This window comes from Streptomyces sp. NBC_00513, assembly GCF_041431415.1.
Taxonomy (GTDB): domain Bacteria; phylum Actinomycetota; class Actinomycetes; order Streptomycetales; family Streptomycetaceae; genus Streptomyces.
Window position 1 is genome coordinate 3,599,263 of sequence record NZ_CP107845.1, and the last position, 23,057, is coordinate 3,622,319.

The window sequence follows — 23,057 nt, forward strand, 5'->3', positions numbered from 1 at the left end:
ACCCCGCCCCCGGTAGTCCGATTCCGGGGGCGGGGTCTTTTTTCGGCCACATTGAGAAAGTTGAATGTCGATCAATCGTGATGTGGGAGCCCTCCTCGGGGCCCACCCAGCCCCCTAATCTGAGCATGTTCAGTTAAGGGGCCGGGGCCGGAACGTCCGTGACCGGCATGGGGGGAATCGAAGTGAAGTTCAAGCGTATGGCCCTGGTCGCGGCTGCCGCCGTCGCGGGTCCGACCGTTCTCGCCGCCACGCCGGCCATGGCCGCCGACCAGCCGGCAGTGATCGTTCCGGACGCCGCGCCGAAGGAGGACGCCGCCCCGGCGACCGACGGCGCCCCGGCCGCGCAGCAGCAGGATCAAGCCAAGCCGGCCCCGGTCGCACCGACCGCCCCGACGGGCTCCCCCGCCGCCGAGCCGGCCCCGAAGGCCGCCGAGACGCCGAAGGCACCGCAGGCCCCCAAGGCACCGCAGGCCGAGAAGTCGGGCGAGACCGAGATCCCCCTGGGGGACGAGCTCCCCGAATCGATGCTGATGGGCCCCGAGGTCACCGTCCAGGGCATCCCGAAGGACGGCTTCCCGCCCGGGGGCGGCTGGACCGACCTGACCGTCAAGGTCGACAACAGCGGCCACATCGCCGTCAAGAACTACGTCCCGCACCTGTCGGTCATGGAGCTGGAGGGCCGCTTCAAGGCCTCCCAGATCAAGGTCGAGTACCGCGCCGCCGGCCAGAGCGGCGCGGCCTGGAAGTCCGCCGCGCCGATCCAGAGCGAGGAGATGGGCCCCGGCATCCAGTACGACCTGGGCCAGGCCCCCTCGATCGCCCCCAACGCGAAGTACTCCCTCGACGTGCGCATCGGCTTCGCCGCGGACATCGCCGTCCTGCCCTTCGAGATCTACACCGACGGCTCCAGCACGACCGCCGCCGGCGTCGCCCACTCCCCCGCCTCCTGGTACACCGCCAAGATCGTCGGGGCCGAGGACGGCGAAGAGATCCCGATGCCCGTCGAGGGCCCCGCGCTCACCGTGAACGGCGTGCCGAAGGGCGGCTTCACGGCCGGAGCCGACTGGCGGAACCTCTCGATCCACGTCGACAACACCGGCAAGCAGCGCCTCGGACAGTTCGACCTCGCCCTCATCATGGCGCGCCCCGACTGGGTATCGATGAAGTCCTCCCAGATCGCCCTGGAGGTCTACAGCAAGGACGCCCAGGGCAAGAAGGGCTGGCACAAGGCCGACTTCCACGACGAGGACGGAGTCTTCTTCGGCTTCGACCTCGCCGGCGGTGCGGTCGAAGCGGGCCAGAGCTTCGACGTACAGGTACGCGTCCGCTTCGCCGCCGACGCCCCGACCGGAGACCTGACCCTCGGCGTCGCCGGCTGGGCCACGGTGGACGAGGACACCGGCGAGTACGCCGAGTCCCACTCCGACGGCATCCTGACGAAGATCAAGAAGGCGGGTACGGACACCATCCCGGAAATCGGACCCGACGAGGAGAACCAGCACACCCCCGACGGCGACTCCAAGCCGATCGACCAGAACCCCGGCGGCACCGGCGGCACCGGCGGCGAACTCGCCGCCACCGGCAGCTCCCCCGCCACCAGCTGGGCCCTCGGCGCAGGCGGCGTGGCCCTGGCGATGGGCGCAGCCCTGGTGGCCGGCACAGGCCGCCGTCGCCGCCCCACCGCCTGACCCGCACGCACCCGCGCACACCCGCACGCACAGGCCGTACGAGGAACCCCCGCCGCCCGCCCGGGCTGCGGGGGTTCCTCATGTGTCGTACTCGCACCACACCACCTTCCCGGGCACGCACGGCACGACCCCCCACCGGTCCGCGAGCGCCGCGACCAGGAGCAGCCCCCGACCCCCCTCCACGCGCACGTCCCGGCCCTCGATCCGGGGGCGCCCGCCCCCGCTGTCGTGCACCTCGATCCGGACCGCGCCCTCGAAGCGCAGCAACCGCAGCCGATAGCCCCGGCCGGGCGGGACGCCGTGCAGCAGGGCATTGGTGGCCATCTCACTCACGCAGAGCAACAGGTCGTCCCGACGGTCGGTCACCTCCCACGCATCGAGCGTCTCGCCCAGGAACTCCCGTGCGGTACGCACGGTTTGGCGGCTGCGCGGATAGAACCGCTCCCGCACCAGGGCGGGTTGAATATTCACGTTCACGGGGCGATGGTCGCGGTGCGTGACTAGCGTGAGTGAGACGACCGACTCGTACTCCTCACTGAGTACGGGTTGGTACGGCTATCACTCGGGCGCAGGTGGGGAGTTCGGTTGCATGCCACCAAGGAAGAGGCCTCGGCCCAATTCGACCGCGATGAAGATGGTCGGCGAGATGGTCGCCGCCGCCCGACTCGCCAAAGGACTGACCCAGCGCGCACTGGCCCTGGAAGTGCCCCTGGACATCGAGACGCTGGCCTCCATCGAGCAGGGCCGCCGTGTCCTGATGCCCGATGTCGCCGAGCGGATGGACCGGATCCTGGGCCTGCCCGGGATGCTGACGGTCGCCGCGAACAAGATGCCCGAGGTCGACAGCATCCCGCCGTGGGCCGAGGAGTACATGGAACGCGAGCTGGAGGCGCTCGCCCTGTCCTGGTACGACACGCTGACCGTGCCGGGGCTGCTCCAGACCGAGGAGTACGCGCGGTCCGTCCTCGGCTGCCGCGTGCCGTACCACGGAGAGGACTGGATCGAGCTCCAGACGGCCCGTCGCATCAAACGGCAGGTGATACTGCGCCGCCCGGCCCCGCCCACGCTCAGCTTCGTGATCTGGGAGGCCGCCCTGCGCGACCGGATCGGCGGTGACGCGGTCCACCGCGAGCAGGTCCGACACCTGCGCGCCTGCGCCGACCGGCCGGGCATCGCCCTCCAGGTGCTGCCCCTGGGCATCACCGCCCACGCGGGTCTCGACGGCCCGTTCATCCTGCTGGAGACCCCCGAGCACCAGCACCTCGCGTACTCCGAAACCCAGCGCGGCAGCGTCCTCGTTCGGGACCCGAACGAGGTCAGCATCCTCACCCAGAAGTATGCGATGCTGCGATCCCAGGCCCTCAACTTCGATGAGACGAGAGGCCTGTTGGACCGGCTGCTAGGAGAGCGATGAGCACCGAACTCACGTGGTTCAAGTCCAGCTACAGCGGCAGTGAGGGCGGCGCCTGCCTCGAAGTCGCCGTCGCCTGGCGCAAGTCCAGCCACAGCGGCAGCGAGGGTGGCCAGTGCGTCGAGGTGGCCACCTGCTCCTGCGCCGCCGGCCAGGTGCACGTGCGGGACTCCAAGGTGGCGCACGGACCCACCCTGACCCTCGCCCCGCACAGCTGGACCCGTCTGACCGACTGGGTCCGCGACTAGAACGCCCCCGGGCCGCGACACACCCCGTGACGCGGCCCACAGGATCGTTCCCCTCCTCGGCCTCCTCCTCGGGGTGTTGGCATTCACCACCCCCGGGGGAGCAGGCATGAACGTCACCACCCGACACCGCACCGGCACCGCGCCGGCCGCCTTGCTGACCGTCGACGGCCTCGCACACCTGTACTGGGCCCCCGGCGCCACCTGGCCCGCCGCCGACGAGCGCACCCTGTCGCCGGCCGTGCTCGGCACGGAGGTGTCCTTCGGCCCGCCCGTCGTGCTGCCGCCGGCCGCGCTCACCCTGACCGGCGCCGCCGCCGTCCTCGCGCACTCCCGCGGCCGGGGCGGGCCGGTCACCCGCCTGGTCACCGCCGCCGTCGCCGCCGGACTCGCCGTACGCGGCCTCGCAGGCCTGGGCTGGGCGACCGGTCGGCCTTCCGTGTCGGTGGCGACCACGACGCCGGTGGCCTCGTGTGCGCTGCCGTCCGCGAGGACCACGCCGGTGCCACCGGTTCTTCGGCGGCAGCCCCCCTCGGCTGCCTGACCCGGCAGTACGCGCCGCCCGGCAGCGCCCTGCGGCGCGGCCCGCCGTAATGGGCGCTGCGCGCCGCGGCCCCGCCCCGGCGCGCACGCCGGGACGGGGCCGCGATCAGCGGTTGAGCGGAGTCAACGGTTGAGCGGGTACGAGTGCCGGCCCGTGGCCTCGTCGATCTCCGTGTGCGCCTTCTGCAACATCTGGCCCGCGAGGTCCATCAGCGCCCTCGCGCCGGCGATCTCCTCGCCGACCCGCAGCTGATCCGGATCCGACGGGTGGCGCATGGCATAGCCGTGCGCCCTCATCTCGGAGCCGTCCGCGAGCCTCACCATGGCCGCCGCACCCGTGCGGTGCCCCTCTTCGGAGAACTCCAGCTCCACGTGCCATCCGACGAGCGTGGACATGCTGCACCACCTCCAGGATCACCCTGCTTCCAGGGTGCGCCCGCCGGCGCCGGGCCGCGACCTCCGCCGGTCGCCGGCTCGCGGCGGGCGACGCACGATGGAAGAGGGGACCCGGGGGCAGGCGGCTCGCAGAGCCGCCGCCACTCCCCCACCCCGATCTCCTCGACTCTCCTCGACAGGAGCAGCCCATGTTCCGCACCACTCGGCGCGTACGACGCGTCGCCGTCACCACGCTCGTCGCGTCCTCGTTCGCCCTCGGCGGCGCCGCGTTCCTCGCGCCCACCGCCGGCGCGGCGGTCCCCGCCGCGAGCTGCACCGTGACGCCCGGGCCGACCGGCTCCGTCGTCATCACCGGCGAGGGCTTCACGGCCCCCCGCAAGCTCAACGACGGCGAGAGCACGCAGCCCCTGAACGTCGACGCGAACGGCAACTTCCGGGAGACCCGCTTCCAGAAGAACGTCAACTACACGGTCCTCGCGGTCAACGAGGACCAGAACTTCATCTTCGTCAACTGCAAGGTCCTCGCGAAGCCCAGCCCCGACTCACCCACGTCCAAGCCGAACAAGCCCCCCCAGAACAGCCAGGCGGACTTCCGGCAGGGCTTCAAGGACGGATTCGGCGTCGGCAGGCCGGCCGCCCTCAAGAGCTGCGACAGCCGCCCGCAGGCCGACAAGTCCCAGCAGCACAGCGACTCCTACTGGAAGGGCTGGAACCAGGGAGTCGGCGCAGCCTTCCGACAGGCCTGCAAGGGCTGACCCACCGAGCCGCTCACCCCACCGGGCCCCGCGGGGCCTCGGCCACCGCCCGGCCCCCGGTCACCGCGCGCCGGCTCAGCGCGCCTCGCGCAGCCACCCCGCGACCTCGGTGGCCCAGTAGGTCAGGATCGTGTCCGCGCCCGCCCGCCTGATGCCGAGCAGCGTCTCCAGGATCGCCCGGTCGCGCTCGATCCAGCCCTTCTCCGCGGCGGCCTCGACCATCGCGTACTCGCCACTGATCTGGTACGCCGCGACCGGCACGTCCACGGCCTGCGCGACCCGGTACAGGATGTCCAGGTAGGGGCCCGCCGGCTTGACCATGACCATGTCGGCGCCCTCCTCCAGGTCGAGCGCCAGCTCCCGCAGCGACTCGCGGGCGTTCGCCGGATCCTGCTGGTAGGTCTTGCGGTCACCTTGGAGCGAGGAACCGACGGCCTCCCGGAAAGGACCGTAGAACGCCGACGAGTACTTCGCGGTGTACGCCAGGATCGAGACGTCCTCGTGGCCCGTCTCGTCGAGCGCGTCACGGATCACGCCGACCTGGCCGTCCATCATCCCGCTCGGCCCCACCACGTGGACGCCCGCGTCCGCCTGGACCTGCGCCATCTCCGCGTACCGCTCCAGCGTCGCGTCGTTGTCCACGCGCCCGTGCTCGTCCAGGACGCCGCAGTGCCCGTGGTCGGTGTACTCGTCCAGACACAGGTCCGACATGATCACCAGGTCGTCGCCGACCTCGGCCTTCACGTCACGGATCGCGAGCTGGAGGATCCCGTCCGGCTCGGTGCCCGCCGTGCCCCGCGCGTCCTTGTTCTCGTCCGCCGGCACCCCGAAGAGCATGATCCCCGCGACCCCCGCCGAGACCGCCTCGACGGCCGCCTTCCGCAGCGTGTCCCGGGTGTGCTGGACGACGCCCGGCATCGCCGCGATGGCGACCGGCTCGCTGATGCCCTCGCGCACGAACGCCGGGAGGATCAGGTCCGAGGGGTGCAGCCGCGTCTCCGCGACCATCCGCCGCATCGCCGGAGTCGTGCGCAGCCGGCGGGGCCGCGAACCGGGGAAGGATCCGTACGCGCTCATCTTCAGTCGCCTCTTCGAACTTCGACAGCAGTCGCCCCCAGCCTAGGGCCGCACCCCGCACGCATGGTGCGCGGCCCGGCGCACCGCCGGAAACGAACGCGGCCCGGGCGCACACGCACCCGGGCCGCGCCCGTCACTCCTCGCCCCGCCCGACCGGCCGTTCGACCGGCCGGCGAAGCGGCCTCACCGACTCACGTCGTGCGTCGGCGCCGCGCTCCCGGCCGTCGCTCGCTCGGCCGCGCCACCGACTCGCCGGCCTCCTTGGCCGCGTCACGGCGCGCCGCGCCGTACTCGGCCAGCGCCTCCGCCAGCTTCGACACCGACGGCTCCGGCGACAGGACGTCCACGCGCAGCCCGTGCTCCTCCGCGGTCTTGGCCGTCGCCGGCCCGATACACGCGATGACGGTCACGTTGTGCGGCTTGCCCGCGATCCCGACCAGGTTGCGGACGGTGCTCGACGACGTGAACATCACGGCGTCGAAACCGCCGCCCTTGATCGCCTCGCGGGTGTCCGCCGGCGGCGGCGACGCGCGCACGGTCCGGTAGGCCGTCACGTCGTCGACCTCCCAGCCCAGCTCTATCAGCCCGGCGACCAGCGTCTCCGTCGCGATGTCGGCCCGCGGCAGGAAGACACGGTCGATCGGGTCGAAGACCGGGTCGTAGGGCGGCCAGTCCTCCAGCAGCCCGGCGGCCGACTGCTCGCCGCTCGGCACCAGGTCCGGCTTCACGCCGAACTCCACCAGCGCCGCCGCGGTCTGCTCGCCCACCGCGGCGACCTTGATGCCGGCGAAGGCCCGCGCGTCCAGCCCGTACTCCTCGAACTTCTCGCGCACCGCCTTGACGGCGTTCACCGAGGTGAAGGCGATCCACTCGTAGCGGCCCGTGACCAGGCCCTTGACCGCCCGCTCCATCTGCTGCGGGGTGCGCGGCGGCTCCACGGCGATGGTCGGCACCTCGTGCGGCACCGCGCCGTACGAACGCAACTGGTCGGAGAGCGAGGCGGCCTGCTCCTTGGTGCGCGGCACGAGCACCCGCCAGCCGAACAGCGGCTTCGACTCGAACCAGGCCAGGTCCTCGTGGCGCGCGGCCGCGCCGTGCTCACCGACCACGGCTATGACGGGGCGCGCTCCCTCGGGCGAGGGCAGCACCTTCCCCTGCTTGAACACCTGGGCGATGGTCCCCAGGGTGGCGTTCCAGGTCCGCTGCCGCGTCGTGGTGCCCGCCACCGTCACCGTGAGGGGGGTGTCGGGCTTGCGCCCGGCCGACACCAGCTCGGCGGCGGCCGCGGACACGGTCTCCAGGGTCGCGGAGACCACGAGGATCCCGTCGCTCGCGCCGACCTCGCTCCAGCAGCGCGCCGAGGCGTTGCGGGCGTCGACGAAGCGCACGTCCGTGCCCTTGGCGTCCCGGCCGCCGCTCAGCGGCACACCCGCGTACGCGGGCACGCCGACGGCGGTCGCGACGCCGGGCACCACCTCGAAGGGGATGCCCTCGGTCGCGCAGGCCAGCATCTCCTCGGCGGCGTTGCCGTCGAGCCCGGGGTCGCCCGTGACGGCACGGACCACCCGCCTGCCGGACCGCGCGGCCTCCATGACAAGATTGGCGGCATCTCGGATCACCGGGACACCGGCGGCTGCTGACATTTCGTCAGCCACCGTCAGCTGCGGCGTGTCGACGCCCGCGCGAGCATGGGTGCGTACGACTTCGAGCACCTCGGGCTCCGCGATCAGCACGTCCGCGGCGCCGAGCGCCTCGACGGCGCGCAGTGTCAGCAGGCCCGGGTCGCCGGGGCCGGCACCGAGGAAGGTGACGCGCCCGTGAGCGGCGACCGCCGGAAGAGCGGAGTGGGTGGGGATTGAGGGGTTCAAAGGGATCGCTCCCCCATCAGACCGGCCGCGCCCTTGGCCAGCATCTCGTCCGCGAGTTCGCGTCCGAGCGCCATGGCCTCGTCGTGAGACTGGGGCACGGGACCGGTGGTGGACAGCTGAACGAGCGTCGAGCCGTCGAGCGTTCCGACGACACCGCGCAGGCGCATTTCATTGACAACCTGCCCGTCGGCCAACAGGTCGGCGAGCGCGCCCACGGGCGCGCTGCAGCCGGCCTCCAGGGCGGCGAGCAGAGACCTTTCGGCGGTCACGGCGGCTCGGGTGTACGAGTCGTCGAGTTCACCGAGGGCGGCGATGAGGTCCGTGGCGGACGCGAGGCACTCCACGGCCAGGGCTCCCTGGCCGGGTGCGGGCAGCACGTTGTCCACGGACAGCAGGTCGGTCGCCTCGTCACCGCGACCGATCCGGTTCAGCCCGGCCGCGGCGAGGACGACGGCGTCCAGTTCCCCGTCGCGCACGAAGCCGATCCGGGTGTCGACGTTCCCGCGGATCGGGACCGTCTCGACGACTTTGCCCAGGCTCCTGGCGTACGCGTTGAGCAGCGCCGTGCGCCGCGGCGAACCGGTACCGATCCGCGCGCCGTCGGGCAGCTGCTCGAAGCTCAGGCCGTCACGGGCGACGAGCGCGTCGCGCACGTCCTCCCGTCGCGGCATCGCCGCGATGACCAGCTCGTCGGGCTGCGCGGTCGGCAGGTCCTTCAGCGAGTGCACCGCGAAGTCGACCTCGCCCCGGACGAGGGCGTCGCGCAGCGCCGTGACGAACACGCCGGTGCCGCCGATCTGCGCGAGGTGCTCGCGGGACACGTCACCGTAGGTCGTGATCTCCACGAGCTCGACGGGACGGCCGGTGACCGCCCGCACCGCCTCGGCGACGTGCCCGGACTGGGACATGGCCAACTTGCTGCGTCGCGTGCCAAGCCGGAGGGGCTGGTCGGGACGTGTGTTCATGATGCCCGTCCTGGGTCGTCGTTCTTCGGATCGGCCGCGTCCGCCCGGCTGACGGAGGCCACCGTCTGAGGGTCGAGGTCGAAGAGTTCGCGCAGCGCCTCGGCGTACCCGGCGCCGCCGGGCTCACTGGCGAGCTGCTTGACGCGCACGGTCGGCGCGTGGAGGAGCTTGTCGACGACGCGGCGCACGGTCTGGGTGACCTCGGCCCGCTGCCGCTCGTCGAGGTCGGGCACCCGGCCGTCGAGCCGGGCCACTTCCATCGCCACCACCTCGGCGGCCATGGCGCGCAGCGCGACGACGGTGGGCGTGATGTGCGCGGCCCGCTGGGCGGCCCCGAACGCGGCCACCTCCTCCGCGACGATCGCGCGCACGGCGTCCACGTCGGCGGCCATCGGCGCGTCGGCGGAGGCCTCGGCGAGCGATTCGATGTCCACGAGGCGCACCCCGGGGACGCGGTGCACGGCGGCGTCGATGTCACGCGGCATGGCCAGGTCGAGGAGCGCGAGTCGTACGGTCGCGCCGTTCACGACGGCCGGCCGGCTCCGGCGGGGCTGCCGCTGGGCGGCCGCCTCGCCCTGGTCGGCCCAGGTGCCGTGCAGTTCGAGGGCGTTGGCGTCGACGCCGGTGAGCGCGGAACGCCCGTCGGACGTCGGCGCGTCCAGGCCCAGCGGGCAGTCGTCGCGCTCGGCGACCGCCGTCAGGGTCCGCGCGGCCCCGGCGTCGGCCAGCCGCCGGCCGCCCTCGGCGGCGGCCACCAGCCGTGCCAGGACCTCGGCACTGGCGAACCCGTCCCGCGCGGGAACCGGGACACCGCCCGAACGCGTCCCCACAGGGGGAACGGAAACCGGCGCCGGGGCGGAACCCCGCCCCCCGGATCCCGTCGGGGAACCGCCCGGCTCCACCGGCGCCTGCGGCGCGGGGATCGGGACGGAGCCCTTGGACAGCGCGTCCGCGACCTCGTCGCCGGTCAGTACCAGCCCGGTGGCCCCGGTACAGGACACGACCACGTCAACACGTGTCAGCTCATCCGCCACACGGGTCATCGGCACCGCCCGAGCCGCCACCCCGGTGCCCGAGGCAACCAGAATCTCGGCCAAACGCTCCGCGCGTTCGATGGTCCGGTTCGCCACCATGATCTCGGCGACCCCGACCCGCGCCAGCGTCGCCGCGGCCAACGAGGACATCGAGCCGGCGCCGATCACCAGCGCCCGCTTGCCCTCGGCCCAACGGTCCACCGGCTCGTGGACGGCCAACTGCTCCAGCCCGAAGGTCACCAGCGACTGCCCGGCCCGGTCGATCCCGGTCTCCGAGTGCGCCCGCTTGCCGACCCGCAGCGCCTGCTGGAACAGGTCGTTGATCAGCCGCCCGGCGGTGTGGAGCTCCTGCCCCAGCGCCAGCGCGTCCTTGATCTGGCCGAGGACCTGCCCCTCGCCGACGACCATCGAGTCCAGCCCGCACGCCACCGAGAACAGGTGGTGCACCGCCCGGTCCTCGTAGTGCACGTAGAGATAGGGCGTGAGCTCTTCCAGGGCCACCCCGCTGTGCTGCGCGAGCAGCGTCGACAGCTCGGCGACACCCGCGTGGAACTTGTCCACGTCGGCGTACAGCTCGATCCGGTTGCAGGTGGCGAGCACGGTCGCCTCGGTCGCCGGTTCGGCGGCGAGGGTGTCGTGCAGCAGCTTCACCTTGGCATCGACGGCCAGGGAGGCCCGCTCCAGCACGCTGACCGGCGCGCTGCGGTGGCTCAGCCCTACGACGAGCAGACTCATGCCGGCATCACCGCCGGCACGTCACCCTCGGGGTTGCCCTTGCGCGAGGTGGCGGCGGCGCGTCCCGCGGGCGGGACCAGGGCGGCGGCGGGAGCGGCTCCCGTACCGGTGTCCTCGTCGTCCGACAGGGATCCGGCGGCAGCGGCGGCAGCGGCGCCCTCACCGGCCTTGCGCTGTTCGTGGAAGGCGAGGATCTGCAGCTCGATCGACAGGTCGACCTTGCGCACGTCCACGCCCTCGGGCACCGACAGCACGGTGGGCGCGAAGTTCAGGATGGAGGTGACCCCGGCGGCGATGAGCCGCTCGCTCACCTGCTGCGCGGCGCCGGCCGGGGTCGCGATGACCCCGATCGAGACGCCGTTGTCCTCGATGATCTTCTCCAGCTCGTCGGTGTGCTGCACGGCCATGCCGGCGACGGGCTTCCCGGCCATGGCCGGGTCGGCGTCGATCAGCGCCGCGACGCGGAACCCGCGCGCGGAGAATCCGCCGTAGTTGGCCAGGGCCGCGCCCAGGTTGCCGATGCCGACGATGACGACGGGCCAGTCCTGCGTCAGACCGAGCTCGCGGGAGATCTGGTAGACGAGGTACTCGACGTCGTACCCGACACCGCGGGTGCCGTACGAGCCGAGGTAGGAGAAGTCCTTGCGCAGCTTCGCGGAGTTGACTCCGGCGGCGGCCGCGAGCTCCTCGGAGGACACCGTGGGCACCGATCGCTCGGAGAGCGCGGTGAGTGCGCGCAGGTACAGCGGAAGCCGGGCGACAGTGGCCTCGGGAATACCTCGGCTGCGGGTCGCCGGTCGGTGAGTTCGGCCAGTTGCCACGATGCTCCTGCGGGATGAGCGGGGCTGCAGGCGGCCACTTGTCCCAGGACCGCCCCGTCGAATGCAGGCTATGTCTTTGTGAACGCGTGCACAAAGATTGTGTCCGCTTTGTCCGTCCAAAGTGACCGGGGTCACGCGGGCCGGTCCTACGGCACGGGAACCCGGAACGGGCCGAACCCGTTCAAATCCCGAGGGGGGCAAAACGGTACACACTCCTCATCGATACGCCCCCGAGTCCCCACAAATCGCCCATGATGGTAACCGCCCGGACGGTCAGCCCTCCAATGCCCGACGCAGCTTCTCAGGGTTCACCCTCCAGAAGGTGTGCTGTTCACCATCCACCAGCACCACCGGAATCTGCTCCCAATGGCGGCGGTAGAGCTCCTCGTCCTGCGAGATGTCCTTCTTCTCCCACCGCGCCCCGGTCTGCGCGCAGACCTCCTCGATCACCGACTGGGCGTCGTCGCACAGATGACACCCCGGCTTCCCCACGAGCGTGACCAGCCGCTCCTCGGGGCGCTTCTTTTCCTTACGACGCAGCAGAGGACTCATGTCCTCATTCTCCCGCGCCCCCACGCCCCTCGGGACCCCTCGGCAGCGCCCGCCGGCACCCCGTACGGAACGACCCGCGCCGCCCGCGACCCCCGCGCACGGACCGCGCGCCTCGCAGAGTTCACACCTCCGTTTCCCATCGGTTCGGGAACTCCCGAACACAATGGCTATGCTCGCGTCATGGCCGCTCTGGGATGGCTCACCCCCCGTAGGCGCTCCGCAACCGCGCGGAGCGTGCTGGCAGGCGAGGCCTCTGCCGAGGCAGCGCGCAAGACCGCTCAGGCCGAGGCGCCACCTTTCGACGAGGCTCCGGATCCGACGCCGGACGCGCCGGACGCCGCCCGCTCGATCGCGGAAGCGGAAGCCGCCGAAGCACCGCAGGCGCCCGCCGAGCCCGAGTTCCCGGTCCCCGGCGACGACCTCGCCGCCGCCTTCTTCGACCTCGACAACACCGTCATGCAGGGCGCCGCGATCTTCCACTTCGGCCGCGGCCTCTACAAGCGCGAGTTCTTCCAGCGCCGCGAACTCGCCCGCTTCGCCTGGCAGCAGGCCTGGTTCCGACTCGCGGGCGTCGAGGACCCCGAGCACATGCAGGACGCCCGCGACAGCGCCCTGTCCATCGTCAAGGGCCACCGGGTCTCCGAGCTGATGTCCATCGGCGAGGAGATCTACGACGAGTACATGGCCGAGCGGATCTGGCCGGGCACCCGCGCCCTGGCCCAGGCCCACCTCGACGCCGGACAGAAGGTCTGGCTCGTCACCGCCGCCCCCGTCGAGACCGCCACGATCATCGCCCGCCGCCTCGGCCTGACCGGAGCCCTGGGCACCGTCGCCGAGTCCGTGGACGGCGTCTACACCGGCCGACTGGTCGGCGAACCCCTGCACGGCCCCGCCAAGGCCGAGGCCGTACGCGCCCTGGCCGGCGCCGAGGGCCTGGACCTCGACCGCTGCGCCGCCTACAGCGATTCGCACAACGACATCCCGATGCTGTCGCTCGTCGGACATCCGTACGCGATCAATCCCGACACAAAACTGCGCAAGCATGCCCGTGCCCACGACTGGCGACTGCGCGACTATCGGACCGGCCGCAAGGCCGTGAAGGTCGGCGTCCCGGCGGCCGCCGGCGTCGGCGCGCTCGCGGGCGGCACCGCCGCCGCCATCGCCCTGCACCGCCGCCGCAGGTAGCCGCTCCGCCCCGGCTCCCTCACCCCGCCTGCGAAAAGCCGCCCGGCCCGCGCCCGGCGGCTTTTCGCCGCCCCCGGGCGGACCGCCCGGCGGTCATTCCCCCAGCCTTACCCCCACGTCCGGCGAGGCACTCCCGCAGGCTCGACTCGGTCGCGAGCCACTGTGGAAGCTTCCATTCCGCGCACCCAACCGATCAAGAATCGATCACCATCTGCGACCGAATATGCCCTCGACACGCAACAGAAGTGTCGTAACCGGTGATTTGAGCAACTGGGTGTAGCGCCGCCTGTACGAAGCGTTATTCTCCTCAAACGCATGCCACCGCCCATCTGTCGCCACGACGGGTGAACGGTCCCGCACTGCACGTGATGGAAGCTCTGCCTCTGGGAGTCCCGTGTACCCACCTGTCGGGGTTGACGCCTCGGGCCTGGCTACGCTGCGCGCAACGGTCCTCGACCACCTGCGTGGCTTCGTCCCCACCGCGTACGCCGTCCCCGCCTTCGCCGCGATCCCTGCCGGCCTCGGCCCGGCCGGTCCCTGCTATGCCCTGACCGACGGCGGAGCGACCGTGGGCAGACGCGGCCGCTCGGGCGGAAGCTCAAGCGGCACCGCCGCCGGCGCGCCCGCCGCCCGCCGCCCCACGGCGGACAGCGACCAGGCCCGCATGATGGACCTGGTCGAACGCGCCCAGGCCGGCGAGGCCGAGGCCTTCGGCCGGCTCTACGACCAGTACAGCGACACGGTGTACCGCTACATCTACTACCGCGTCGGCGGCAAGGCGACCGCGGAGGATCTCACCAGCGAGACCTTCCTGCGCGCGCTGCGCCGCATCTCCACCTTCACCTGGCAGGGCCGAGACTTCGGGGCCTGGCTCGTGACGATCGCGCGCAACCTGGTGGCCGACCACTTCAAGTCCAGCCGCTTCCGGCTGGAGGTCACCACCGGCGAGATGCTCGACGCCAACGAGGTGGAACGCAGCCCCGAGGACTCCGTCCTCGAATCCCTCTCCAACGCGGCCCTCCTGGAGGCCGTACGGAAACTCAACCCGCAGCAGCAGGAATGCGTGACCCTGCGCTTCCTCCAAGGCCTGTCCGTCGCCGAGACGGCCAGAGTCATGGGGAAGAACGAGGGCGCCATCAAGACGCTCCAGTACCGGGCGGTCCGCACGCTGGCCCGCCTGCTCCCGGACGACGCCCGCTGACCGCGGCCCTACTCACACTCTGTAACCCCTGCCGATGACTCTGATGACGCTGTGGTCCGATCATCCTTCGTCCGTAACCCAAGTGCCGCGCCGCTCGTTGTGCGGAATGCAGGCTCCCTGTGGACACGCCCTGCCCGAAGCCGCTCACTCGAAAGTGTGGATGTGCTCAAGGCAGGCAACCTTCCGGACACCTTGGGGAGTCGATCGTCATGACGAGAGGAGGTGCCGCCAGTGATCGCGAACGTGACTCCGCACCGGCGGGCGAACGCCTTCGCCCAGGCCCTGGAGGATCGGACCCCATCCGACCTTTCGGAACCGGACCCGGCGGCCGAGCAGTCCGAGGCACCTGCCGAACCTGCCGACCACGACCGGTTGTTGGCCCTGGCGAGCGTGCTCGGCGAAATGCCGCGCCCAGCGCTGGACCCCGAGGTCAAAGTGGTGCAACGAGCCCAGCTCGTCGCAGCCATGGAGGCCATGGTGATGGAGGAGAGGGCCGGAGGCGCCGCCGCCGACCCTCTGGTGCCCGAACAGCGGACCGGCCGCGGCGCCCACCGGGCGACCTCGCTCCGGAAATTGCGGCCCCGCTCCCGCTGGTCCAAGGGCATCGCAGCAGGTGGCCTCACCGTGGGTGTGGCCGCAGGGGCCTTCAGCGGCGTGGCCGCTGCCAGCACGGACGCCCTACCGGGTGACTCCCTCTACCCCGTCAAACGGGGCATGGAGGATCTGAAGCTGGGGATGGCCGACGAGGATTCGGACCGGGGCGAGCTGTACCTGGACCAGGCCTCGAACCGGCTGTCGGAGGCCCGCAGGCTGATGGAGCGGGGCCGGACGGGCGTACTGGACCACGAGTCCCTGGGCGAAATCCGCCGAGCGCTGGCGGGAATGAAACACGATGCGGCGGAGGGCCACCGGCTCCTCCAGGCGGCGTACGAACGGGACGGTTCCCTCGGACCGATCCAGACGCTCTCGTCGTTCTCCCGCTCCCACCGCGACGCGTGGGGCCGGCTCCGGGAGAAGCTCCCGGCGCAGCTCACCGACGTGGGCGGAGAAGTGGAGTCGGTCTTCCAGGCCATAGACGAGGACGTGGCGCCGCTCCAGGGCCTGCTGCCGAAGCCACCGGCGCAGACCCGCGGCTCCACCCCGGGCACCTCGGCGAAGCCGAGCACGCCCGCGGGCAAACAAAAGTCCGCACCCCCGTCGGGTGCCCCGGCGGCGTCCACCCCGAGCACGCCGGCACCGGGTACCAGCAAAACCCCGGCCCCCGGCGGCGGCCTCCTCGGCGGTACGGGCGATCTGCTCCACCCGCCGTCGCAGGACCAGTCCACCCCACCCCCGTCCACCACTCCGGAGCTCCCGCAGCCGGACATCACCCTCCCGCCGCTCCTCCCCGGCCTACTGCCGGGGCTGGGCATCCAGGCGGAGGACACCGAGTGAAAAGCCGGAGGGGACTGCTCGACAGTCCCCTCCGGCCCTCACACGGACCCGCTCGGAAGAAGCGGCTCAGAAGAACACCGACCTCCGCTGCACCAGCAGCCGGTACAGCGTGTGTTGGATCTGCTCCCGCACCTGGTCCGTGAGGTTGAACATCAACATGGGATCCTCGGCGGCCTCCGCCGAGTACCCGTCCGTGGGAATCGGCTCCCCGAACTGGATCGTCCACTTCGTCGGCAACGGCACCGCGCCGAGCGGCCCCAGCAACGGGAACGTCGGCGTGATCGGGAAGTAGGGGACCCCCAGCAGCCGCGCCAGCGTCTTCGCGTTGCCGACCATCGGGTAGATCTCCTCCGCCCCCACGATCGAGCAGGGCACGATCGGCGTTCCCGCGCGCAGCGCCGTCGACACGAACCCGCCCCGACCGAACCGCTGGAGCTTGTACCGGTCCCCGAAGGGCTTGCCCAGCCCCTTGAAGCCCTCCGGCATCACCCCGACCAGTTCCCCGGCCTCCAACAGCCGTTGCGCGTCCTCCGCGCAGGCCAGCGTGTGCCCGGCCTTCCGGGCGAGTTCGTTCACCACCGGCAGCATGAACACCAGATCCGCCGCCAGCAGGCGCAGGTGCCGCTCCGCGGGGTGGTGGTCGTGCACCGCGACCTGGAGCATCAGACCGTCCAGCGGCAACGTCCCGGAGTGGTTCGCCACGATCAGCGCGCCGCCCTCCTTCGGGATGTTCTCGACGCCCTTGACCTCGACCCTGAAGTACTTGTCGAACAGCGGCCGCATCAAGGACATCAGGACCTGGTCCGTCAGCTCCTTGTCGTAGCCGAAGTCATCGACCTCGTACTCCCCGGTGATCCGCCGCCGCAGGAACGCCAGCCCGCCGGCGATCCTCCGGTCCCACCCCGCCCCGCCCGTCGCGGGCTCGGCCGGGACCGGCTCCACCACGGGATCGGGCTCGACCGGTGGCGCGACCCGCACCCGCCGCGGCGGCCGCCGACGCGGCCGGTCCTCGTCGAACGGGATGACTTTCGCGTCCGCCACTATCTCTTCGCTCCCTCGGCCACCGGTTTCACACTCGACAGATCCGCCTTCAGCATGCCCGCCACCCGGTCCACGGTGCGACCGACCCGCTCCGGCGGCAGCAGACCGCTCCCCCGGCTCCGGGCGAAGTCCGCGAAGGTCTCCGCCGTCGTGTAGAGGGGCGCGAACCCGAGGGTGTCCCGCATCTGGGTGGTCTCCACGACCCGCCCGTGCGTCAGAAGCCTTATCTGTTCGGGCGAGAAGTCCGTCACCCCGACCGCACGCAACGCCGACCCCACCCACGTCACCGCGGGCAGCAACAGCGGCACCGTCGGGCGCCCCAGCCGGCGCGCGCACTGCGACAGCAGCAACACCCCGTCGCCGGCGATGTTGAAGGTCCCGCTGTTGAGCGTCCCGCGCCGGGGCTCCCCGGCCGCCAACCGCAACACGTCCACCACGTCGTCCTCGTGAACGAACTGCAACCTCGGGTCGTATCCCAACACGGTCGGCATCACCGGGATCGAGAAGTACTCGGCGAGCGCGGAATCCGCGTACGGACCCAGGATGTTCGCGAACCGCAGCACGCACACGGCCACGTCCGGTCGTCTTCGCGCGAAGCCCCGCACGTACCCCTCGACCTCGGCGGCGTCCTTCGCGAAGCCGGCCGGAGGCAGCGACTTCGGCTGCGTGGTCTCGGTGAAGACCGCCGGATCCCGCGAGGTGCCCCCGTACACACTGGTACTGGACTTCACCACGAGCCGTCGCACCGTCGGCGACTTCTGGCAGGCCCCGAGGAGCTGCATCGTCCCGATGACGTTCGTTTCCTTGACGGCGCTGCGCGCACCGCCCGACCCCGCACTGCCCCCGGTGACGGCCAGGTGGACCACCGTGTCGACGGAGTGCTCCGCGAGCACCCGGACGATGGCCGACTGTCTGATGTCCGTCCGCACGAACTCGGCCGAACCGAGCCGGTGCGGCGGGCTCACGGCATCCACCGCGATCACCCGCTCGACGTCCGGTTCGTGCTGGATGCGCCGCACGAAGCGGCCTCCCAGCTGCCGGGCAGCCCCGGTGACGAGCACGACCTTCCCCACGAGCTCAGCGCCTCCCTCGAAGAAGTACCCCGGCTGCACCGCAGCCCCTCCACCAGGATGGTGGAGGGGCTGCGGAAAACACGTACAGCTGCCGTTTACTTCTTGTTACGGCGCTGGACGCGGGTGCGCTTGAGCAGCTTGCGGTGCTTCTTCTTAGCCATCCGCTTGCGCCGCTTCTTGATAACAGAGCCCACGACTACCCTCGCTCACTTCTCGGAACATCCCCGCGTTGACGGAGAACGGTGCGGGGCGTCTGGGCCCACACGACCTACGTCGGCCTAGCCTACCCGCCCAAACTCTGAGCTTGTAATCCGAGGGCTTTCGCCGGTCATTCTCAGGCCGACTCCACCCCCACATAGGACTCTCGGAGGTACTCGTGAACCGCGTTCTCGGGGACCCGGAAGGACCGGCCCACCCGGATAGCGGGCAGATGACCGTTGTGCACCAGGCGGTACACGGTCATCTTCGACACTCGCATCACCGAGGCGACCTCCGCCACGGTCAGGAACTGAACCTCACTGAGAGGCCTCTCGCCAGCAGCCATGACACACCTTGACCTTCCGCGCATGACGGGCACCGGCTTCCCCTCCGGTTACGCCCCGTCGTCGCACGCTCACTCCCCAGAGTAGGGGCGTGTGATACGAGTGGGGAAGAGGAGCTACAGCCACTCCTGGCGCATAGGCAGCCCCGCCCGGCCGAGCACGTAGCGCGTGAGCGGTCGGTAGTAGTCCGAGCGCACCCCGTCATCAAGTGGAACAGCCACCGAGACCCGCCCCTCGGCCTCGCCGACGAACAGCGCGGGATCGTCCGTATCGGCCAGCCCGATCGCGTCCACACCGAGCTGACCTGCACCGCAGACCCATCCGTGGTCCCCGACCACCAGTTCCGGCAGCGGCTCGCCGGCCTCCGCCAGAGCCCCCAACGCGACCCGAACCGGCAGCGGTGAATGGGTGTGCGCGCCGGTCGCACTCCCCGCCGGCCGCGCGCCGGGTTCCCGCACCAATGCGACTCCCCGTACGTAATCGATGCTGTGCGGGCGTACGCCGAACCGGGTCGCCATGTCGATGCGCACCCCCCGCGCCGGAGTGAGGACAACACATCCCACCGCCGACAGGGCCTCGGCCAAACTGGCGTAGAACCCCAGGAGGCGGTGGGGATGCCCGGTCGCGAACAGCACGGGCGACCGCGCCCCGGCCGCCTCGCCCAACCTCCCCGCGAAGGCCTCCAGCGCGGCCACCGTCCGCTCCGGGTCGATCACGTCCGGCCCGCTGACGTGCGCGGGATCCGCCGAGACACCGCACTTGTCCGCCATCAGCCTCAGCAGATCACTCTCGCCCCAACCCCGTTCCGGGTCCAGCCCCAGCAGCAGCCGCGGATCCCTCGCCGCGAACAGCCGGTAACTGCGCAGGCTTTCCTCCCGCGACGTGGCGACGGGCCCGGCCAACCGGGCGGCCAGCAGGTGCGCGCGCAACGCTCCGGTGCTCAACACCCTGCCGATGCTCCCGCACCGAACGGGGCGGAGTCTCAATTCCTGCGAACAGCCCCACAGTTGGCGTAACGATGCATCTCGTGTCCCGCCCGCCGGCCCGCTCCCGCTACGTCAGCATCCCGCGCAGCGGGAAGACCGCCTTGCGCATTGCCAACACGGCCTGATCGATCCGGTCGGCCGGATCGTAGCCCTCTTCCCAGTCCCGCCAGGAGACGGTCCGCCCGTCCGTCATCCGGCGCGGCGCGGGCTCCCGGGTCCGCGCGTACACCTCGTCGCGCCAGGCGTCGGGGACCGCCGCCGCGGGATCCACCGGCCGGTGCGCCGCGATCCCCACCAGGTGCGTCCAGGACCTCGGCACGACGTCCACCACCGCGTACCCGCCGCCGCCCAACGCCAGCCACCGACCGTCCGCGTGCTCGTGCGCCAGGGCGTGACAGGCCTCCTGGACCGCGCGTTGCGCGTCCAACGACACCGCGAGGTGTGCCAGCGGATCCTCGAAGTGCGTGTCCGCCCCGTGCTGGCTCACCAGCACCTGCGGCCGGAAGTCCGCCAGCAGCTCCGGCACGCTCGCGTGGAAGGCACGCAACCAGCCCTCGTCCCCGGTCCCGGCCGGCAGCGCCACGTTGACCGCCGACCCTTCGGCGTCCGGCCCACCCGTCTCCTCGGGCCATCCGGTCTGGGGGAACAGGGTCCGCGGATGCTCGTGGAGCGAGATCGTCAGCACGCGCGGGTCGTCCCAGAACGCCGTCTGCACCCCGTCACCGTGGTGCACGTCCACGTCCACGTACGCGACCCGCTCGGCACCGAGCTCCAGCAACCGCGCGACCGCGAGCGCCGCGTCGTTGTACACGCAGAAACCGGCCGCCCCGCCGGGCATGGCGTGGTGCAGCCCGCCCGCGAAGTTCACCGCGTGCCCGGCCTCGCCGCGCCAGATCGCCTCCGCCGCCGCCACCGACTGCCCGGCGATCAACGCGGACGCCTCGTGCATCCCGTGGAACGCCGGATCGTCGACGGTCCCGAGCCCGTACGAGCCGTCGGCCACCCCCGGGTCCGCCGACACCTCGCGCACCGCCGCGACGTAGTCCTCGCGGTGCACGAGCCGCAACGTCGAATCACCGGCCGCGCGCGCCGCCCGTACCTCCATCTCCCGGTCCAGCCCGAAGGCTCGCACCAGGCCCATGGTCAGCGCCAGACGCACCGGGTCCATCGGATGGCTCGGTCCGAAGTCATACCTCGTTACCGCCTCGTCCCACATCAACAACCCGCGGCCGCTCATGCCCGACACCGTATCGGGCACCGTCCGAGCCGAACGAGCGGGCATGGAACAACGTCACCGACACCAACACCATCGGCACCAGCATCGCGCCCCGATAGCTCCAGGCATCGCCGAGGCCGCCCACGAGCGGCGCCCCGACGAGGAACCCCACGTAGTTGAAGATGTTCAGCCGGGCGATGGCCGTGTCCGCCGACGCCCCGGGGAACAGCCGGCCCGCCGCCGCGAAGGTCTGCGGGACGATCACGCACAGCCCGATGCCCAGCAACGTGAACCCGAGCATCCCCGTCCACGCCCCCGGCGCCACCGCCACCACCCCGAAGCCGAGCGCGGCGACCAGCGTCCCGCCCCGGACGACGGCCACGGCCCCGAAGCGTCGTACGCCCAGGTCACCGACGGACCGACCGATCAGGGTGGTCACCATGTACACGTTGTAGGGGACCGTGGCGAGCTGCTCCGAACTGCCCAGCACGTCCTGGAGGTACTTGGCGCTCCAGTTCGACACCGTCGAGTCCCCGATGTACGCGCACGCCATCACCAGGCACAGCGGCAGCAGCAGCTTGAAGCCGCCGGCCCCCAGCCCCTTCTCGGTGTCCGGCAGGCCCCCGGCGGTCTCCCGCCTGTCCACGTAGTACCGGCTCCCGAGCACCGCGAGCGGCAACAGCACCACCACGGCCGGCAGGTAGCTGCTGAACAGCCCCAGGTGCCAGTGCGCCCCCGCCCAGGCGGCCGAGGCGCCGACGATCCCGCCCAGGCTGTACGAGGCGTGGAAACCCAGCATGATGCTGCGCCCGTACGCCCGCTGCAGGCTGACTCCGAGCATGTTCATGGAGGCGTCGAGCGCCCCGACGGAGAACCCGAACGCCCCCAGGGCCACGGCCACGTGCCACATCTGGTCGCCGGCCCCGACGCCGAGCAGCGCCAACAGCACCAGTGGCTGGGCCCATCGCAGCACCACGCTCGGGGCGACGCGCTTCACCAGGTGCTCGGTGGCGACGCTGGCGACGCCGGCGAGGATGGGCACGGCGGCGAGGAAGGCGGGCAGCAACCCGTCGGATATCCCGTACTGGTCCTGGATCGCGGGGATGCGCGTCACGAGGAGGGCGAAGGTCACACCCTGCACGAAGAAGCTGAACCCCAAGGACCCGCGCCCGCGGCGCAGCCGCACGTCTTCTGTCATGGCGGCACAGCGTAGGGGCGCGGACTACCCGTGGGTAGAGAGATCACATACCGATTCGGAACAGTGATCGAACGCGGACCGGGCGGGTCGGGCCGTCGCCGGGGCGGTCAGTAGGCGTCCAGTCCGAGGAGCCGGGTCAGCTCCTTCATGTCGCCGAAGCAGCTGGTCGCACCGGTGAGCCGGTCGGCCGGCATCATCCCGGTGAATCCGAGCACGTCCATGCCGGCGGCCACCGCGGCCCGCACCCCGAGCGGGCTGTCCTCGACGACCACGCACCGCGCGGGTGCGAAGCCCATCCGGTCGGCCGCGTGCAGGAAGAGATCGGGGTCGGGCTTCCCCCGGCCGACGTCCTGTGAGCTGAAGATCCACTCTTCCTCGAACCATCCGTCGATCCCGGCCGCCTGGTGGCCGGCCCGGATCTTCTCGTGGCTTCCGGAGGAGGCCAGGCAGTACGCGACTCCTTGCGCGGTCAGCGCGCCGAGCACGTCCTCGATTCCTTCGACGGGTCGCAGCTCGCGTTCGAAGGCGGCGGTGGTCCGCGCATGGAGCGTCTCGTCGAAGTCCCCGGGCAGCGGCTGCCCGGTCCGCTCCTGCACGAGATCGTGCACCCGGTGCACGGCGGCCCCCATGTAGTCGCGCAGCGACTCGTCATAGGTGGTGGGGTGCCCCAGTTCCGTCAGGTACCCGGCGAGGATGCGGTTGGAGATCGGCTCACTGTCCACCAGCACGCCGTCGTTGTCGAAGATCACGAGGTCATAGCCCATACGTTCACACTACGAGCCGCAGGCACGGTTCTCTTCCGAGCCCATGCCGGGCATCCGGGTGTCGACTGCGGCCGGCGCCGCGGCCCACGGGAACGGGAAAAGGGTCCGGAACGCAGAAAAGCCCCGCACCCTGAAGGGTGCGGGGCTTTCCCACAATGATTGTTCGGCGGCGTCCTACTCTCCCACAGGGTCCCCCCTGCAGTACCATCGGCGCTGAAAGGCTTAGCTTCCGGGTTCGGAATGTAAACCGGGCGTTTCCCTAACGCTATGACCACCGAAACACTATGAAGTTAACCAACCGGATATGAACACAGTTCGTTACTTCAG

The 23,057-nt window shown here is 71.3% G+C and carries 24 protein-coding genes and 1 rRNA gene; 8 read left to right on the forward strand and 17 right to left on the reverse strand.

The window, feature by feature from the left end:
* Positions 1 to 182 precede the first annotated feature (182 nt).
* Positions 183 to 1,688 carry a hypothetical protein gene (locus OHA84_RS16580; protein ID WP_266971022.1) on the forward strand — a complete coding sequence of 502 codons (1,506 nt, stop codon included), beginning with the start codon at positions 183 to 185 and terminating at the stop codon, positions 1,686 to 1,688.
* Positions 1,689 to 1,766: 78 nt separating this feature from the next.
* Here OHA84_RS16580 and OHA84_RS16585 read toward each other — a convergent pair whose 3' ends face one another.
* Positions 1,767 to 2,165 carry an ATP-binding protein gene (locus tag OHA84_RS16585; RefSeq protein ID WP_053682942.1) on the reverse strand — a complete coding sequence of 133 codons (399 nt, stop codon included), beginning with the start codon at positions 2,163 to 2,165 and terminating at the stop codon, positions 1,767 to 1,769.
* 151 nt (positions 2,166 to 2,316) lie between these two features.
* Here OHA84_RS16585 and OHA84_RS16590 point away from each other — a divergent pair, with 151 nt between their 5' ends.
* The 3 genes from OHA84_RS16590 (at position 2,317) to OHA84_RS16600 (ending at position 3,888) form a co-directional block, all read left to right on the forward strand.
* Positions 2,317 to 3,102, forward strand: a complete 786-nt coding sequence (locus OHA84_RS16590; RefSeq protein ID WP_323181908.1) for a helix-turn-helix transcriptional regulator — start codon at positions 2,317 to 2,319, stop codon at positions 3,100 to 3,102.
* Positions 3,099 to 3,347, forward strand: a complete 249-nt coding sequence (locus OHA84_RS16595; RefSeq protein ID WP_266971019.1) for a DUF397 domain-containing protein — start codon at positions 3,099 to 3,101, stop codon at positions 3,345 to 3,347. The genes OHA84_RS16590 and OHA84_RS16595 overlap by 4 nt, the downstream gene beginning before the upstream one ends.
* Before the next feature lie 106 nt (positions 3,348 to 3,453).
* On the forward strand, positions 3,454 to 3,888 hold the full coding sequence (locus OHA84_RS16600; protein ID WP_063839650.1) for a DUF3995 domain-containing protein: 435 nt from the start codon (positions 3,454 to 3,456) through the stop codon (positions 3,886 to 3,888).
* Positions 3,889 to 4,010: 122 nt separating this feature from the next.
* On the opposite strand, the gene OHA84_RS16605 is transcribed toward OHA84_RS16600, so the two are convergent.
* The gene (locus tag OHA84_RS16605) at positions 4,011 to 4,283 is read right to left on the reverse strand and encodes a DUF1876 domain-containing protein (protein ID WP_053682948.1); all 273 of its coding nucleotides are present in this window, start codon (positions 4,281 to 4,283) and stop codon (positions 4,011 to 4,013) included.
* 188 nt (positions 4,284 to 4,471) lie between these two features.
* Here OHA84_RS16605 and OHA84_RS16610 point away from each other — a divergent pair, with 188 nt between their 5' ends.
* Positions 4,472 to 5,038, forward strand: a complete 567-nt coding sequence (locus OHA84_RS16610) for a hypothetical protein (protein ID WP_266947958.1) — start codon at positions 4,472 to 4,474, stop codon at positions 5,036 to 5,038.
* Positions 5,039 to 5,113: 75 nt separating this feature from the next.
* Here OHA84_RS16610 and hemB read toward each other — a convergent pair whose 3' ends face one another.
* The 6 genes from hemB to OHA84_RS16640 form a co-directional block, all read right to left on the reverse strand.
* Positions 5,114 to 6,115 (reverse strand): porphobilinogen synthase, encoded by a 1,002-nt coding sequence (hemB, locus tag OHA84_RS16615; protein WP_053682953.1) that lies wholly within the window; start codon positions 6,113 to 6,115, stop codon positions 5,114 to 5,116.
* Positions 6,116 to 6,306: 191 nt separating this feature from the next.
* The gene (locus OHA84_RS16620; RefSeq protein ID WP_053682955.1) at positions 6,307 to 7,983 is read right to left on the reverse strand and encodes a bifunctional uroporphyrinogen-III C-methyltransferase/uroporphyrinogen-III synthase; all 1,677 of its coding nucleotides are present in this window, start codon (positions 7,981 to 7,983) and stop codon (positions 6,307 to 6,309) included.
* Positions 7,980 to 8,948, reverse strand: a complete 969-nt coding sequence (gene hemC / locus OHA84_RS16625; RefSeq protein WP_053682957.1) for a hydroxymethylbilane synthase — start codon at positions 8,946 to 8,948, stop codon at positions 7,980 to 7,982. The genes OHA84_RS16620 and hemC overlap by 4 nt, the downstream gene beginning before the upstream one ends.
* Positions 8,945 to 10,717 (reverse strand): glutamyl-tRNA reductase, encoded by a 1,773-nt coding sequence (locus tag OHA84_RS16630; protein WP_053682959.1) that lies wholly within the window; start codon positions 10,715 to 10,717, stop codon positions 8,945 to 8,947. Before OHA84_RS16630 ends, hemC begins: the two co-directional genes overlap by 4 nt.
* Positions 10,714 to 11,538, reverse strand: a complete 825-nt coding sequence (locus tag OHA84_RS16635; RefSeq protein WP_053682961.1) for a redox-sensing transcriptional repressor Rex — start codon at positions 11,536 to 11,538, stop codon at positions 10,714 to 10,716. Before OHA84_RS16635 ends, OHA84_RS16630 begins: the two co-directional genes overlap by 4 nt.
* Positions 11,539 to 11,811: 273 nt before the next feature.
* Positions 11,812 to 12,090 (reverse strand): glutaredoxin family protein, encoded by a 279-nt coding sequence (locus OHA84_RS16640; protein ID WP_266947963.1) that lies wholly within the window; start codon positions 12,088 to 12,090, stop codon positions 11,812 to 11,814.
* A gap of 180 nt (positions 12,091 to 12,270) precedes the next feature.
* Here OHA84_RS16640 and OHA84_RS16645 point away from each other — a divergent pair, with 180 nt between their 5' ends.
* The 3 genes from OHA84_RS16645 to OHA84_RS16655 all read left to right on the forward strand — a co-directional run bounded on the left by OHA84_RS16645 (position 12,271) and on the right by OHA84_RS16655 (position 15,910).
* Complete coding sequence (locus tag OHA84_RS16645) at positions 12,271 to 13,275, forward strand: HAD family phosphatase (RefSeq protein ID WP_266971014.1); 1,005 nt, start codon at positions 12,271 to 12,273, stop codon at positions 13,273 to 13,275.
* Positions 13,276 to 13,669: 394 nt separating this feature from the next.
* Entirely contained in the window at positions 13,670 to 14,476 is an 807-nt protein-coding gene (locus OHA84_RS16650; protein ID WP_053682965.1) for an ECF subfamily RNA polymerase sigma factor, BldN family, read from the forward strand.
* A 231-nt stretch (positions 14,477 to 14,707) separates the two neighbouring features.
* Complete coding sequence (locus tag OHA84_RS16655) at positions 14,708 to 15,910, forward strand: DUF5667 domain-containing protein (RefSeq protein WP_053682967.1); 1,203 nt, start codon at positions 14,708 to 14,710, stop codon at positions 15,908 to 15,910.
* Positions 15,911 to 15,976: 66 nt separating this feature from the next.
* On the opposite strand, the gene OHA84_RS16660 is transcribed toward OHA84_RS16655, so the two are convergent.
* The 9 genes from OHA84_RS16660 to rrf form a co-directional block, all read right to left on the reverse strand.
* Positions 15,977 to 16,951: a lysophospholipid acyltransferase family protein gene (locus OHA84_RS16660; protein ID WP_053682968.1), complete on the reverse strand. Its 975-nt coding sequence runs from the start codon at positions 16,949 to 16,951 to the stop codon at positions 15,977 to 15,979.
* Entirely contained in the window at positions 16,951 to 18,024 is a 1,074-nt protein-coding gene (locus OHA84_RS16665) for an NAD-dependent epimerase/dehydratase family protein (protein WP_053682980.1), read from the reverse strand. Before OHA84_RS16665 ends, OHA84_RS16660 begins: the two co-directional genes overlap by 1 nt.
* A gap of 95 nt (positions 18,025 to 18,119) precedes the next feature.
* Complete coding sequence (locus tag OHA84_RS16670) at positions 18,120 to 18,218, reverse strand: 30S ribosomal protein bS22 (RefSeq protein ID WP_003948845.1); 99 nt, start codon at positions 18,216 to 18,218, stop codon at positions 18,120 to 18,122.
* 140 nt (positions 18,219 to 18,358) lie between these two features.
* On the reverse strand, positions 18,359 to 18,568 hold the full coding sequence (locus OHA84_RS16675) for a helix-turn-helix domain-containing protein (protein ID WP_008738568.1): 210 nt from the start codon (positions 18,566 to 18,568) through the stop codon (positions 18,359 to 18,361).
* Between the two features lie 114 nt (positions 18,569 to 18,682).
* Positions 18,683 to 19,513 (reverse strand): phosphatase, encoded by an 831-nt coding sequence (locus OHA84_RS16680; RefSeq protein ID WP_053682970.1) that lies wholly within the window; start codon positions 19,511 to 19,513, stop codon positions 18,683 to 18,685.
* 106 nt (positions 19,514 to 19,619) lie between these two features.
* Positions 19,620 to 20,789 carry an acetoin utilization protein AcuC gene (locus OHA84_RS16685; RefSeq protein WP_266947972.1) on the reverse strand — a complete coding sequence of 390 codons (1,170 nt, stop codon included), beginning with the start codon at positions 20,787 to 20,789 and terminating at the stop codon, positions 19,620 to 19,622.
* On the reverse strand, positions 20,740 to 21,966 hold the full coding sequence (locus OHA84_RS16690; RefSeq protein ID WP_053682974.1) for an MFS transporter: 1,227 nt from the start codon (positions 21,964 to 21,966) through the stop codon (positions 20,740 to 20,742). Before OHA84_RS16690 ends, OHA84_RS16685 begins: the two co-directional genes overlap by 50 nt.
* Before the next feature lie 107 nt (positions 21,967 to 22,073).
* Positions 22,074 to 22,730, reverse strand: coding sequence for an HAD family phosphatase (locus OHA84_RS16695; protein WP_053682976.1), 657 nt, complete (start codon positions 22,728 to 22,730; stop codon positions 22,074 to 22,076).
* Positions 22,731 to 22,891: 161 nt separating this feature from the next.
* Positions 22,892 to 23,009, reverse strand: a 5S ribosomal RNA gene (rrf, locus tag OHA84_RS16700).
* Positions 23,010 to 23,057 lie beyond the last annotated feature (48 nt).

Coding starts and splice junctions, on each gene's coding strand:
- OHA84_RS16640 (WP_266947963.1), bottom strand. CDS start 12,090: ATGAGTCCTCTGCTGCGTCGTAAGGAAAAGAAGCGCCCCGAGGAGCGG.
- OHA84_RS16685 (WP_266947972.1), bottom strand. CDS start 20,789: ATGAGCGGCCGCGGGTTGTTGATGTGGGACGAGGCGGTAACGAGGTAT.
- OHA84_RS16595 (WP_266971019.1), top strand. CDS start 3,099: ATGAGCACCGAACTCACGTGGTTCAAGTCCAGCTACAGCGGCAGTGAG.
- OHA84_RS16690 (WP_053682974.1), bottom strand. CDS start 21,966: ATGACAGAAGACGTGCGGCTGCGCCGCGGGCGCGGGTCCTTGGGGTTC.
- OHA84_RS16675 (WP_008738568.1), bottom strand. CDS start 18,568: ATGGCTGCTGGCGAGAGGCCTCTCAGTGAGGTTCAGTTCCTGACCGTG.
- OHA84_RS16695 (WP_053682976.1), bottom strand. CDS start 22,730: ATGGGCTATGACCTCGTGATCTTCGACAACGACGGCGTGCTGGTGGAC.
- hemC (WP_053682957.1), bottom strand. CDS start 8,948: ATGAACACACGTCCCGACCAGCCCCTCCGGCTTGGCACGCGACGCAGC.
- OHA84_RS16590 (WP_323181908.1), top strand. CDS start 2,317: ATGAAGATGGTCGGCGAGATGGTCGCCGCCGCCCGACTCGCCAAAGGA.
- OHA84_RS16610 (WP_266947958.1), top strand. CDS start 4,472: ATGTTCCGCACCACTCGGCGCGTACGACGCGTCGCCGTCACCACGCTC.
- hemB (WP_053682953.1), bottom strand. CDS start 6,115: ATGAGCGCGTACGGATCCTTCCCCGGTTCGCGGCCCCGCCGGCTGCGC.
- OHA84_RS16645 (WP_266971014.1), top strand. CDS start 12,271: ATGGCCGCTCTGGGATGGCTCACCCCCCGTAGGCGCTCCGCAACCGCG.
- OHA84_RS16600 (WP_063839650.1), top strand. CDS start 3,454: ATGAACGTCACCACCCGACACCGCACCGGCACCGCGCCGGCCGCCTTG.
- OHA84_RS16630 (WP_053682959.1), bottom strand. CDS start 10,717: ATGAGTCTGCTCGTCGTAGGGCTGAGCCACCGCAGCGCGCCGGTCAGC.
- OHA84_RS16605 (WP_053682948.1), bottom strand. CDS start 4,283: ATGTCCACGCTCGTCGGATGGCACGTGGAGCTGGAGTTCTCCGAAGAG.